The sequence below is a fragment of the Bradyrhizobium sp. U531 genome (assembly GCF_051710265.1).
Classification (GTDB): Bacteria; Pseudomonadota; Alphaproteobacteria; order Rhizobiales; family Xanthobacteraceae; genus Bradyrhizobium.
Window position 1 is genome coordinate 585,514 of the sequence record NZ_JASVEN010000001.1, and the last position, 14,221, is coordinate 599,734.

Below are 14,221 nucleotides of genomic sequence, written 5' to 3' on the forward strand. Positions count from 1 at the left end.
CCGAGGCCTTGAGGGCAGGGCGCCCTGCTTGAGTGATTTTCGAATTTGCGGCCGGAGGCGACCGGCACGCGAGGAGAAGACGATGAACCAAGAAATTATGAATCTCTTCAACCCGACGACGCCGGCTCAGGTCTTCGACCAGATCCGGATCTCGATCGCGTCTCCAGAGAAGATTCTGTCCTGGTCCTACGGCGAGATCAAGAAGCCGGAGACCATCAACTACCGTACCTTCAAGCCCGAGCGCGACGGCCTGTTCTGCGCCCGCATCTTCGGGCCGATCAAGGATTACGAGTGCCTGTGCGGCAAGTACAAGCGCATGAAGTACAAGGGCATCATCTGCGAGAAGTGCTCGGTCGAGGTCACGCTGTCGCGCGTCCGGCGCGAGCGCATGGGCCATATCGAGCTCGCAGCCCCCGTCGCCCACATCTGGTTCCTGAAGTCGCTGCCCTCGCGCATCGGCCTTCTGCTGGACATGACGCTGAAGGATCTCGAGCGGATCCTCTATTTCGAATACTACGTCGTTCTCGAGCCGGGTCTCACCGCGCTCAAGGACCGTCAGCTCCTGTCTGAAGACGAGTATCTGAAGGCGCAGGACGAGTACGGCCAGGACAGCTTCACCGCCATGATCGGCGCCGAGGCGATCCGCGAGCTGCTCAAGGGCATGGACCTCGAGAAGCTCGAGCTGTCCCTGCGCGCCGAGATGCAGGAGACCGACTCCGACATCAAGCACAAGAAGCTCGCCAAGCGCCTGAAGATCGTGGAAGCGTTCCGCCACTCCGGCAACAAGCCGGAATGGATGATCATGACCGTGGTCCCGGTGATCCCGCCGGACCTGCGTCCGCTGGTGCCGCTCGACGGCGGCCGCTTCGCGACCTCGGACCTGAACGACCTCTACCGCCGCGTCATCAACCGCAACAACCGCTTGAAGCGGCTGATGGAGCTGCGCGCACCGGACATCATCATCCGCAACGAGAAGCGCATGCTTCAGGAAGCGGTCGATGCGCTGTTCGACAACGGCCGCCGCGGCCGCGTCATCACCGGCGCCAACAAGCGCCCGCTGAAGTCGCTCGCCGACATGCTCAAGGGCAAGCAGGGCCGCTTCCGTCAGAACCTGCTCGGCAAGCGCGTCGACTATTCGGGCCGTTCGGTGATCGTGGTCGGTCCCGAGCTGCGCCTGCATCAGTGCGGCTTGCCGAAGAAGATGGCGCTCGAGCTGTTCAAGCCGTTCATCTACTCGCGGCTCGACGCCAAGGGCCTGTCCACCACGGTGAAGCAGGCCAAGAAGCTGGTCGAGAAGGAGCGGCCCGAGGTCTGGGACATCCTGGACGAGGTCATCCGCGAGCATCCGGTGCTGCTCAACCGCGCGCCGACGCTGCATCGCCTCGGCATTCAGGCGTTCGAGCCCGTGCTGATCGAAGGCAAGGCGATCCAGCTGCATCCGCTGGTCTGCTCGGCGTTCAACGCCGACTTCGACGGTGACCAGATGGCCGTGCACGTCCCGCTGTCGCTCGAAGCGCAGCTGGAAGCGCGCGTCCTGATGATGTCGACCAACAACATCCTGCACCCGGCGAACGGCCAGCCGATCATCGTGCCGTCGCAGGACATCGTGCTCGGTCTCTACTACGTCTCGATCATGCGCGAAGGTCTGCCCGGCGAGGGCAAGATCTTCGGCGACATGGCCGAACTCGAGCACGCGCTGCATGCGAAGGTCATCCACCTCCACACCAAGATCAAGTACCGGTGGCAGGGTATGGACGAGACCGGCAAGGTCTCGACGCGCTGGATCGAGACCACTGCGGGCCGCGTCATGCTCGGCCATCTGCTGCCGAAGAACCCGCGGATTTCGTACGAGATCATCAACAAGCTGATGACCAAGCGCGAGATCTCCGGCGTGATCGACCAGGTCTACCGTCACTGCGGTCAGAAGGAGACGGTGATCTTCTGCGACCGCATCATGGCGCTGGGCTTCTACAACGCGTTCAAGGCCGGCATCTCGTTCGGCAAGGACGACATGGTCGTGCCGCACGGCAAGTGGAAGATCGTCGACACCACCCGTACTCTGGCGAAGGATTTCGAGCAGCAGTACAACGACGGTCTGATCACCCATGGCGAGAAGTACAACAAGGTCGTCGACGCCTGGTCGAAGGCCACGGAAGAAATCGCCAAGGCGATGATGAAGGAGATCTCCTCGACCAAGAAGACGGCGAGCGGGGCCGATGCCGACATCAACTCGATCTGGATGATGGCTCACTCCGGTGCCCGTGGTTCGCCGGCCCAGATGCGCCAGCTCGCGGGCATGCGCGGCCTGATGGCCAAGCCGTCCGGCGAGATCATCGAGACGCCGATCATCTCGAACTTCAAGGAAGGCCTCTCGGTGCTCGAGTACTTCAACTCGACCCACGGCGCCCGTAAGGGCCTCGCGGACACCGCGTTGAAGACGGCCAACTCCGGCTACCTGACCCGTCGTCTGGTCGACGTCGCGCAGGACTGCATCATCACGCAGAGTGACTGCGGCACCAAGCTCGGCATCAAGATGCGCGCCATCGTCGATGCCGGCACCGTGGTTGCTTCGCTCGGCTCGCGCATCCTCGGACGCACGGCCTGCGAAGACATCCGTGACAGCTCCGGCAAGGTGATCATCAAGCGCGACACGCTGATGGAAGAGAGCCATCTGGACGCCATCCAGCAGGGTGGCGTCCAGGAGGTGAAGATCCGCTCGGCGCTGACTTGCGAACTCGTCAACGGGATCTGCGGCATGTGCTATGGCCGTGACCTCGCCCGCGGCACGCCGGTCAACCACGGTGAAGCCGTCGGCGTCATCGCGGCGCAGTCGATCGGCGAGCCGGGCACCCAGCTCACCATGCGCACGTTCCACATCGGCGGTGCGGCGCAGCTCAACGAGCAGTCTTTCGTCGAAGCCAATTTCGACGGCAAGATCGTGATCCGGAACAAGGCCATCGCCCGCAACAGCGAAGGTCACCTGGTCGCGATGGTGCGCAACATGGTGGTGGCGATCGTCGATGCCGACGGCACCGAGCGTGCGACGCACCGCGTCCAGTACGGCTCGCGTCTGCACATCGACGAAGGCGACATGGTCAAGCGCGGCCAGCGTATCGTCGAGTGGGATCCCTACACCCGTCCGCTGCTTACCGAAGTGGAAGGCACGATCGGCTTCGAGGATCTGATCGAAGGTCTGTCGATCTCGGAAACGCTGGACGAAGCCACCGGCATCGCCAAGCGCGTGGTCATCGACTGGCGCTCGACGCGCGGCGGCGGGGACTTGCGTCCCGCCATCGTGGTCAAGGGCAAGGACGGCAAGGTGCTCAAGCTCGCCCGCGGCGGCGATGCCCGCTACATGCTGTCGGTCGACGGCATTCTATCGGTCGACATCGGAGCCAAGGTTCAGGCGGGCGACATCCTCGCCCGTGTCTCGACCGAAAGCGCCAAGACGCGTGACATCACCGGCGGTCTGCCGCGGGTGGCGGAACTGTTCGAGGCCCGGCGTCCGAAGGATGCGGCGATCATCGCCGAAATCTCGGGCACCATCCGGTTCGGGCGCGACTACAAGAACAAGCGTCGCATCTCGATCGAGCCGATGGACAAGACCGACGAGCCGCGCGAGTACCTGATCCCGAAGGGCAAGCACATCCACCTTCAGGACGGCGACGTCGTCGAAAAGGGCGACTTCATCGTCGAAGGCAACCCGGCGCCGCACGATATTCTCGCGGTCAAGGGCATCGAGGAGCTTGCGGCCTACCTGGTCAACGAGATCCAGGAGGTCTACCGGCTCCAGGGCGTGCTCATCAACGACAAGCACATCGAGGTGATTGTCCGTCAGATGCTCCAGAAGGTGGAAGTCACCGACCAGGGCGACACGGACATGATCTCCGGCGAGCAGGTCGACAAGATCGAGTTCGACGTGCTGAACGAGAAGGCCAAGGAAGAGGGCAAGAAGATCGCCACGGGTACGCCGGTTCTGCTCGGCATCACCAAGGCGAGCCTCCAGACCCGTTCGTTCTTCTCGGCGGCCTCGTTCCAGGAGACCACCCGCGTCCTCACGGAAGCGGCGGTCAACGGCAAGGTCGATCCGCTCGAAGGCCTCAAGGAGAACGTCATCGTCGGCCGGCTGATCCCGGCAGGCACCGGCGCCTCCATGGCCAAGATCCGCGAAGTCGCAATGAAGCGCGACAAGCTGATCCTGGACGAGCGCGAGAAGCAGGCGGCCGTCGTGTCGCCCGCGCCGGAAGCGGAGCTTCCTGCGCTGCCGCCCGCGGAATGATCGTTCATCCGTAGGAATACCGAGGACAATGAAAAGGCCGGCGCAAGCCGGCCTTTTTGCTGCTTTGTTTGCCTGTTGCGATGCGGGATCAACCTTTGTTCATCTTTCCTTCAGGCGCGAAAGCGCTTCTGCTAGGGGAGTTTAGACCGGTGGATCCCGTGACGGGGGCAGGGCCGGAGACCACGGAACTCATATGCTTGATCTGGCAATCGTAGGCGGCGGCCCGGGTGGGCTGATGAGCGCCTGGTATCTGAAGCGCAAGCTGGGCGATCTCTGCCGCGTCACCATTTACGAAGCCTCAGACCGGCTCGGCGGCAAGATCGTCACGCGCAAGTTCGATTCCGCGCCCGCGATGTACGAGGCCGGCGTTGCCGAGATCTACGACTACTCGATGACCGGCCCCGATCCGCTGCGCGAGCTGATTCAGCATTTCGGCCTTCAGACCATTCCGATGGATGCCGAGCAGGTGCAGTTCGGCGGCGAGCTCTTGAACGACGTGCCCGGTATGCGCCGCAGATACGGCGCCAAGACCGCCGCGGCGATCGAGGCCTTCCGCAAGCGTTGCACCGAGATGATGTCGCCGATCGAATATTACGAAGGCGTCGGCGCGCACGACAACGAGAATCCCTGGGCCTACAAGACCGCCGAGCAGGTGCTCGACGAGGAGGTCGAGGACGAGACCGCCAAGCGCTTCTTCAAGGTGATGGCGCGCTCCGACATCGCGACCGAGAGCCACAACACCAACGGCCTCAACTCGCTCAAGAACTATCTGATGGATGTCGACGGCTATATCGGCCTCTATTCCATCCAGAACGGCAATGAGCAGCTGATCGAGTGCCTGCAGTCGGAGGTCAACGCCGACATCCAGCTCAATCACCGCGTTCTTGCCGTCGGCAAGGCACCGACCGGCCGCTACCAGCTCAAGATGATGAACGGCAAGGGGCCGGAGACCCGCGACTTCGATCTCGTGCTGGTCTGCCTGCCGCATTCCTGGCTCTCGACCGTCGGCTGGGAAGGCGAGCAGCTGCGCAAGTCGATGGTCAAGCACGTCGCCTATTTCGACCGTCCCGCGCATTACCTGCGCGTCTCGATCCTGTTCGACACGCCGTTCTGGGGCGAGAAGATTCCCGGCGCCTGGTTCATGTCGGAGGCCTTCGGCGGCTGCTGCGTCTACAACGAGGGCGCGCGCCACGACGTCGGCAAGCACGGCGTGCTGAACTGGCTGATCCCCGGCTCCGATGCGCTGGCCTTCGCCAATTTGTCGGATCAGGAGTTGATCGACGCCGCGCTGAAATCGCTGCCGGCTTCGCTCGGCGATGCGCGCGCGCATTTCATGGAAGGCAAGATCCATCGCTGGTTGTCGTCGGTGAACGCCATTCCCGGCGGTCTGCCGGTGCGCGACGTCATGACCAACCACCGCCCCGAGCCGAAGGAGCATCCCGGCATCGTGGTGGTCGGCGACTATCTGTTCGACTCGACCCTGAACGGCCTGCTCGATTCCTCGGACGCCGCCACCGACATCATCCTGACCGAGATGATGCGCTTGCGCCGCGAACGCGCGCAGCAGGAGCAGGACAAGCCGCTCTCCGACAAGATCGATCGCGACTATTTCGAGAACTATCGCGGCCTCGGTCCCTATCACGAGGCGTGGCGCAATTTCAGCGATCCCGATTATCTCGCCAGGCTGCTCGGCATCGTCTGGGGCAAGACCAAGGGCGCCAAGCTGCTCGTCGCGGGTTCGGCCAGCGGTGAGCTGGTGGGCGCGCTGCGCGACCGCGGCATCGACGCCTATGGCATCGAGAACAACCGCGCCATCCATGCCAGGACGCCGAAGGCGCTGAAGAAGTACAACAAGCTCGGCTCGATCACCGACATGCCGTTCAAGGACGGCAGCTTCGACTTCGTGTTCGAGACCAGCCTTTGCCACGTTTCCCCCAAGCAGGTGGTCCGTGCGATCCGCGAGCTCAACCGCGTGGTCAAGACCGGCCTCGTGTTCGGCTCGGTCACCTCGGACATGGCGTCGGCGATCATCGACCGCTATGACCTGCTGCGCGGCGTCAAGAAGCTCGGCACCTGGTGGGAATGGTCCGAGCTGTTCTTCGGCAACGGTTTCGACCTGTCGATGCACCGCAAGGACTGCACCGATGCGCTCTGGGAGGCGACGCTCGCCGCCAACAAGGGCCCCGGGCAATGGTACGCCGACGCGGACTCCTTGCGCTATTCCTTCTTCGACAAGGTCGAGGAGGAGGACGAGGACTAGCCGCGGAATGCCCGCCGAATTCGCCAATTGTTTTGCCGAATTCATCCTGATCGCATAGAATCAGCGCCATAGCGGTAGCCGCTATATCCTGCTTTCTCTGCGGTCATGCCGGCCGTCAGCATCGGTTGGTTTCATGGCATCCAAGCCTCTCTCGCCCGACGACAAGTCTCTCTCTCCAGACAAGCAGAAGCTCGCCGAGTCCAAGGCGGCCGAGTCCAAGGCGGCCGAGCTCGACGACAAGCTCGCCGCGGCCGCCAAGCCGGACCTCGAGGACGACGAGGACGACGAAGACGAGGCGGATGACGAGCTGGAGCTCGACGACGACGACGAGGACGAGGATCTCGTCGTCTTTACCGCCCGCGAAGCCGCCGGCGCGCTCGCGACCATCGTCGGCTTCGTCAAACCCTTTCTGTCGAACTACAAGCGGATGCTGTCGTTCGTGGCGTTCGGCGTCTTCGTCGAGACGCTGTTCAACGTCATCATGCCGCTCAGCCTCAAGTTCCTGATCGACGACGCGCTCGGCGAGGAGGATTTCCAGGCGCTCTACAAGATCCTCGGCGTGCTCGCCGTCGCCGGCATCTTCACCTCGATCGTCGCGGTCTGGTACGAGCGCTGGGATGCGCGGCTGGCCGCCTGCATCATCGCCGACGTCCGCAAGCGCCTGTTCGAGCATGTCCAGGACCTGCCTGCGGCCTATTTCGGCCGCACCAGGCGCGGCGAGATCCTGTCGCGCTTCTCGGTCGATCTCTCTGCCTTCGAAGGCTCGGTCAAGACCTTCGCCAACAGCGCCGCGCTGCCGTTCCTCGAGTTGATCGCCGGCATCATCCTGATGGTGTTCCTGAACTGGCAGCTCGCGGTGGTCGCGCTGCTGGTGTTCCCGATCACGCTGATCGGCCCGCGGATCCTGACGCCCAAGGCGGTGCAGGCCAATTACGAGCAGAAGCTCAACGAGAGCGCACTGCTCGGCATGGTGCAGGAGAACGTGGCGGCGCAGGCGGTGATCAAGGCGTTCAGCCTGCAGCGCAGGATGTTCGGCTTCTTCAGCTTCCGCAACGACGCGACGCGCGACAAGATCGCCTCGGCCGCGTTCCTGTCGACCATGGTGGAGCGGACGGTCACCATCTCGGTGCTGATGCTGCACCTCGTGGTGCTCGCGATCGGCGCTTACCTGGCGACCAAGGGCCAGATCACCATCGGCACCTTCGTCACCTTCGAGAGCGCGTTCTGGGAGGTTTCCTACAACATCGCCCATGTGATGCACTTCATCCCGGTGTCGATCTCCTCGGCTGCCGCGATCCGGCACATGCAGGAGCTGCTGGACGAGCCGACCCGCGCCGCCGATCGCCCCGGCGCTCCCGATCTGCCGCGCATCACCAACGACATCACCTTCGATCACGTCACATTCCAGTACGAGGGTAGCCAGACGCGGGTGCTGGACAATCTCAGCCTCAAGCTCAACGCGGGCAAGCGCATCGCAATCGTCGGCCCGAGCGGCTCCGGCAAGAGCACGTTGCTCAACCTGATCCTGCGGCTCTACGTGCCCGACGAGGGGCGCGTCACCATCGACGGCGTCGACGTCCGCAAGGTGACGCTGGATTCGCTGCGCCGGAGCATGGCCGTGGTGTTCCAGGAGAACATGCTGTTCAACATGTCGATCCGCGAGAACATCCGGCTCGGCAAGGAGGGCGCGACCGACGCGGAGGTGGAGGAGGCGGCCAAGAAGGCCGAGATCCACCGCTACATCATGAGCCTGCCGCAACGCTACGACACGCCGGTCGGCGAGCGTGGCGACACCCTGTCGGGCGGCCAGCGCCAGCGCATCGCAATCGCGCGTGCGGTCATCCGCAATCCTTCCGTGCTGCTGCTGGACGAGGCCACCTCGGCGCTGGACCAGACCACGGAAGCGGCGATCAACCGCACCTTGCTCAAGGTCGCCAAGGGTCGCACCATGATCTGGTCCACCCACCGCCTGACATCGGTGGTGGAGATGGACGAGATCATCGTGATTTCCGGGGGCAGGGCGATCGAACGCGGCTCGCATGCGCAGCTGCTCGCCAAGAACGGAACCTATCGCAAGCTCTGGAACGACCAGATCCACCAGCCGCATGGCGCGGCCGCTGTTGCCGATGACGACATGGACGAGGACGACGAGGACGAAGACGACCTCGAGGATGACGAGGACGACGACGAGGAGTGAGGCGCGCACTGATTCTGCGAATCTCCATCGGCGTCTCGCTCGGCACGTCCCGTGATTCTTCGATTCGAGGCCCCAGGCGGGATGGCTCTCATGCGGATTGAGCCGGGCCGAGCAAAGATGGGCGTCGGTCGAGCAGGGACGTGTTCCGTCGGTCGTGGTGAAGTTCTCGTCGCTGATCCCAGTCGAAGTGAAGAGATTAACGCGCTTTAACGCATTGTGAGCGCAAAACAGACCTACTAAGCGTCATAAAATTGCTTTATGTCCGGGTATAAATTGCTTGGGGGCTGGCGAAATGTGAGCCGCACGCCCATATCAAGAAGAGGCGGTGAGGGGCGCAAACGGCTGTTTTGACAGGCTCCTGAAGCGCTTCGTGACTGTCGTTTCGCCTTGACTTGAGCGACTCCCACTTATAGAAAGCGCCTCACTTAACGACAGGCGGTGAGCATCGCCAGCGTCGGAACGGGCCACCCGTCAGACCTCCAAAGACTAGAGCCGCAAGGACTAGATCCAAGAGGGTCGCTCAAGACGGGCACCAACCTCGACGAATGCCGCTCAAACGCTGTCGATCATAGCTAGGCAATGCCAGTGCGATTCTAGTTCTCTTGAGCCCGTTCTCTTGAGATCGAATTCGGATGCATGACCTCAGTGCGCGGGCCGCGGCTTTACGCTGAACGGCCTTGATACTGCGGTCCTCTGTGGCGTCGAAGCGCTTTCCGCCCGTTGATGGGGCGGTTGGCGCGATTTCGCTTTGTGCGGATTGTTCCGCGCCGGGCGGCCTCGTCGGGCAGGTGGCTCGAAAGAATTTGCAGTCCCGGCAACGGGCTGCGGCAAGACAGCGGATCTCAAAAGGGTTCGCGACACAACAAAGGGTAAGGCCAGGATGCCGACGATCAACCAGCTGATCGCTCAACCGCGTGAAGTGCAGAAGTCGCGCAAGAAGGTGCCTGCGCTGCAGCAGTCGCCGCAGAAGCGTGGTGTTTGCACCCGCGTCTACACCACGACCCCGAAGAAGCCGAACTCGGCGCTTCGTAAGGTCGCCAAGGTGCGCCTGACCAACGGCTTCGAGGTGATCGGCTACATCCCCGGTGAGGGCCATAACCTCCAGGAGCACTCGGTGGTCATGATCCGCGGCGGTCGCGTCAAGGACTTGCCCGGCGTGCGCTACCACATCCTCCGCGGCGTTCTGGATACCCAGGGCGTCAAGAACCGTAAGCAGCGTCGTTCGAAGTACGGCGCGAAGCGTCCGAAGTAAGCGGGAACCAGCTCCATGTCTCGTCGCCACTCAGCGGAAAAGCGCGAAGTTCTTCCCGATCCGAAGTTCGGGAACATCATCGTCACGAAGTTCATGAACTCGGTGATGTACGCCGGCAAGAAGTCGGTCGCGGAAGGCATCGTCTACGGTGCGTTCGGCATCATCGAATCCAAGACCAAGCAGAACCCGCTCGGCGTGTTCGAGCAGGCACTCGAGAACGTCATGCCGACGATCGAAGTGCGCTCCCGCCGCGTCGGCGGCGCCACCTACCAGGTTCCGGTCGAGGTTCGTTCGACCCGCCGGCAGGCGCTGGGCATTCGCTGGCTGATCTCGGCCGCGCGCGATCGCAACGAGAAGACCATGACCGAGCGCCTCTCGGCCGAGCTGCTGGACGCCTCGAATAATCGCGGAAACGCCGTCAAGAAGCGCGAAGACGTGCACCGGATGGCGGAAGCCAACCGCGCCTTCTCGCACTATCGCTGGTAACGGCGAAACACGGAATCTAAGGAACATCCTATGCCCCGCGTTCATGCCATAGAGAATTACCGCAACTTCGGTATCATGGCGCATATCGATGCCGGCAAGACCACGACCACCGAGCGCATCCTCTATTACACCGGCAAGAGCCACAAGATCGGCGAAGTGCACGAAGGTGCCGCGACGATGGACTGGATGGAGCAGGAGCAGGAGCGTGGCATCACGATCACCTCGGCTGCCACCACCGCGTTCTGGGCCGGCAAGCGCCTGAACATCATCGACACTCCCGGCCACGTCGACTTCACCATCGAAGTCGAGCGTTCGCTGCGCGTGCTCGACGGCGCCGTCTGCGTGCTCGACTCGAACCAGGGCGTCGAGCCCCAGACCGAGACCGTCTGGCGCCAGGGCGACAAGTACAAGGTTCCGCGCATCGTCTTCGCCAACAAGATGGACAAGACCGGCGCTGACTTCTTCAAGTGCCTGGCCGACATCGTCGACCGCCTGGGCGCGAAGCCGATCGCGATCCAGCTTCCGATCGGTGCCGAGAACAACTTCAAGGGTCTCGTCGACCTCGTGAAGATGCAGGGCATCATCTGGAACGATGAATCGCTCGGCGCGAAGTTCGACTATGTCGATATCCCGGAAGATCTGGTCGAGCAGGCCAAGGAATACCGCGAGAAGATGGTGGAAGCCGCCGTCGAGCTCGACGACGACGCCATGGCCGCCTATCTCGACGGCAAGGAGCCGGACGAAGAGACGCTGAAGCGCCTGATCCGCAAGGCGGTTCTGACCGGCGCGTTCTATCCCGTGCTGTGCGGCTCGGCCTTCAAGAACAAGGGCGTGCAGCCGCTGCTCGACGCCGTCGTCGACTATCTGCCGTCGCCGATCGACGTGCCCGCGATCAAGGGCACCGACGACCGCGGCAACGAGGTCGTGCGCAAGGCGGACGACAAGGAGCCGCTGGCTCTGCTCGCGTTCAAGATCATGGACGACCCGTTCGTCGGCACCATCACCTTCTGCCGCATCTACTCCGGCGTTCTGCAGAGCGGCACCGGCGTCGTGAACTCGACCCGCGAGAAGAAGGAGCGCATCGGGCGCATGCTCTTGATGCATGCGAACAACCGCGAAGACATCAAGGAAGCCTATGCCGGCGACATCGTCGCGCTGGCCGGCCTGAAGGAAGCGCGCACCGGTGACACGCTGTGCGATCCCGACAAGCAGGTGATCCTGGAGAAGATGGAATTCCCCGAGCCGGTCATCGAGATCGCGATCGAGCCGAAGTCCAAGGCCGACCAGGAAAAGCTGGGCGTGGCGCTGGCGAAGCTGGCCGCGGAGGATCCGTCCTTCCGCGTGTCGACCGACCAGGAGTCCGGCCAGACCATCCTCAAGGGCATGGGCGAACTCCATCTCGACATCAAGGTCGACATTCTCCGCCGCACCTACAAGGTCGACGCCAACATCGGCGCGCCGCAGGTTGCGTTCCGTGAGCGCGTCACCAAGAAGGCCGAGGTCAAGTACACCCACAAGAAGCAGACCGGCGGTACCGGTCAGTTCGCGGAAGTGTCGATCGTGGTCGAGCCGAACGAGCCCGGCAAGGGTTACGAGTTCGAGTCCAAGATCGTCGGCGGTGCTGTTCCGAAGGAATACATCCCCGGCGTCGAAAAGGGCCTCAACAGCGTGATGAGCTCTGGCGTGGTCGCGGGCTTCCCCGTGGTCGACGTCAAGGTTCAACTCGTCGACGGCAAGTATCACGACGTCGACTCGTCGGCGCTCGCCTTCGAAATCGCATCGCGCGCGGCATTCCGCGAAGCGCTGCAGAAGGGCAAGTCCGTCCTGCTCGAGCCGATCATGAAGGTCGAAGTGGTGACCCCGGAAGACTACACCGGCTCGGTCATCGGCGACCTGAATTCCCGGCGCGGTCAGATCCAGGGTCAAGACATGCGCGGCAACGCTAACGTCATCAACGCGATGGTGCCGCTCATGAACATGTTCGGTTACGTGAATAACCTGCGCTCGATGAGCCAGGGTCGCGCAACCTTCACCATGCAGTTCGACCACTACGCAGAAGCGCCGGCCAACGTGTCGGCAGAAGTCCAGAAGAAGTTTGCCTGATTGTCGTCGGTCACGAACTGACGATTGAACGGAGAGTCAAATGGCCAAAGCAAAGTTTGAACGTAACAAGCCGCACTGCAACATCGGCACCATCGGTCACGTCGACCATGGCAAGACGTCGCTGACCGCGGCGATCACCAAGGTTCTCGCCGAAGCCGGCGGTGCGACGTTCACCGCGTACGATCAGATCGACAAGGCGCCGGAAGAGAAGGCGCGCGGCATCACCATCTCGACCGCGCACGTCGAGTACGAGACGCCGAACCGCCACTACGCCCACGTCGACTGCCCCGGCCACGCCGACTACGTGAAGAACATGATCACCGGCGCCGCCCAGATGGACGGTGCGATCCTGGTCGTGTCGGCCGCTGACGGCCCGATGCCGCAGACCCGCGAGCACATCCTGCTCGCCCGCCAGGTCGGCGTGCCCGCGCTGGTCGTGTTCCTGAACAAGTGCGACATGGTCGACGATCCGGAACTGCTCGAGCTCGTCGAGCTCGAAGTTCGCGAGCTGCTCTCGAAGTACGACTTCCCGGGCGACAAGATCCCGATCATCAAGGGTTCGGCGCTCGCCGCTCTCGAAGATTCGGACAAGAAGCTCGGCCACGACGCCATCCTCGAGCTGATGAAGAACGTCGACGAGTACATCCCGCAGCCGGAGCGTCCGATCGACCAGCCGTTCCTGATGCCGGTTGAAGACGTGTTCTCGATCTCGGGCCGCGGCACCGTCGTGACCGGCCGTGTCGAGCGCGGCATCGTCAAGGTCGGCGAGGAAATCGAGATCGTCGGTCTGCGCGCCACCCAGAAGACGACCGTCACCGGCGTCGAAATGTTCCGCAAGCTACTCGATCAGGGCCAGGCCGGCGACAACATCGGTGCGCTGCTCCGCGGCACCAAGCGTGAAGACGTCGAGCGCGGCCAGGTGCTGTGCAAGCCGGGTTCGGTCAAGCCGCACACCAAGTTCAAGGCTGAGGCTTACATCCTCACCAAGGAAGAGGGCGGTCGCCACACCCCGTTCTTCACCAACTACCGTCCGCAGTTCTACTTCCGCACCACCGACGTGACCGGTGTCGTGCATCTGCCGGAAGGTACCGAGATGGTGATGCCGGGCGACAACATCGCGATGGAAGTGCACCTGATCGTGCCGATCGCGATGGAAGAGAAGCTCCGCTTCGCGATCCGCGAAGGTGGCCGCACCGTCGGCGCCGGCGTCGTCGCCTCGATCATCGAGTAACAAGCGAATAGGGAATGGTGAGTGGCGAATAGGGAATTCTATTCGCTACTCGCTACTCGCCACTCACTAGAGAAAGCACGGCAATGAACGGCCAAAATATTCGTATCCGTCTCAAGGCGTTCGACCATCGTATCCTCGATACGTCGACCCGCGAGATCGTGAACACGGCGAAGCGCACCGGCGCGCAGGTCCGCGGACCCATTCCGCTGCCCACCCGCATCGAGAAGTTCACCGTCAACCGTTCGCCCCACGTCGACAAGAAGAGCCGCGAGCAGTTCGAGATGCGCACTCACAAGCGCCTGCTCGACATCGTCGATCCGACCCCGCAGACCGTCGATGCTTTGATGAAGCTCGACCTGGCCGCCGGTGTCGACGTCGAGATCAAGCTCTAAGATTTTTGGATCACGTTCGCC

Annotated in this window: 8 protein-coding genes; all 8 read left to right on the forward strand. The window is 62.8% G+C overall.

Annotation, left to right across the window (positions count from 1 at the left end; all coding sequences use genetic code 11):
• Positions 1-82: 82 nt before the first annotated feature.
• Positions 83-4,279 carry a DNA-directed RNA polymerase subunit beta' gene (rpoC, locus tag QRQ56_RS02900; RefSeq protein ID WP_438737535.1) on the forward strand — a complete coding sequence of 1,399 codons (4,197 nt, stop codon included), beginning with the start codon at positions 83-85 and terminating at the stop codon, positions 4,277-4,279.
• Between the two features lie 193 nt (positions 4,280-4,472).
• A complete protein-coding gene (locus tag QRQ56_RS02905; RefSeq protein WP_438737536.1) occupies positions 4,473-6,539 on the forward strand; it encodes an FAD-dependent oxidoreductase in 2,067 nt (688 codons plus the stop codon).
• 133 nt (positions 6,540-6,672) lie between these two features.
• Positions 6,673-8,736 carry an ABC transporter ATP-binding protein gene (locus QRQ56_RS02910; RefSeq protein ID WP_438737537.1) on the forward strand — a complete coding sequence of 688 codons (2,064 nt, stop codon included), beginning with the start codon at positions 6,673-6,675 and terminating at the stop codon, positions 8,734-8,736.
• Positions 8,737-9,616: 880 nt separating this feature from the next.
• Positions 9,617-9,988: a 30S ribosomal protein S12 gene (rpsL, locus tag QRQ56_RS02915; RefSeq protein ID WP_007603006.1), complete on the forward strand. Its 372-nt coding sequence runs from the start codon at positions 9,617-9,619 to the stop codon at positions 9,986-9,988.
• Positions 9,989-10,003: 15 nt separating this feature from the next.
• Positions 10,004-10,474 (forward strand): 30S ribosomal protein S7, encoded by a 471-nt coding sequence (gene rpsG, locus QRQ56_RS02920; protein WP_200455588.1) that lies wholly within the window; start codon positions 10,004-10,006, stop codon positions 10,472-10,474.
• Between the two features lie 30 nt (positions 10,475-10,504).
• Entirely contained in the window at positions 10,505-12,577 is a 2,073-nt protein-coding gene (gene fusA / locus QRQ56_RS02925; RefSeq protein ID WP_038950207.1) for an elongation factor G, read from the forward strand.
• Between the two features lie 40 nt (positions 12,578-12,617).
• Positions 12,618-13,808 (forward strand): elongation factor Tu, encoded by a 1,191-nt coding sequence (gene tuf, locus QRQ56_RS02930; RefSeq protein WP_008136415.1) that lies wholly within the window; start codon positions 12,618-12,620, stop codon positions 13,806-13,808.
• An 83-nt stretch (positions 13,809-13,891) separates the two neighbouring features.
• Positions 13,892-14,200 carry a 30S ribosomal protein S10 gene (gene rpsJ, locus QRQ56_RS02935; RefSeq protein WP_002712302.1) on the forward strand — a complete coding sequence of 103 codons (309 nt, stop codon included), beginning with the start codon at positions 13,892-13,894 and terminating at the stop codon, positions 14,198-14,200.
• Positions 14,201-14,221 lie beyond the last annotated feature (21 nt).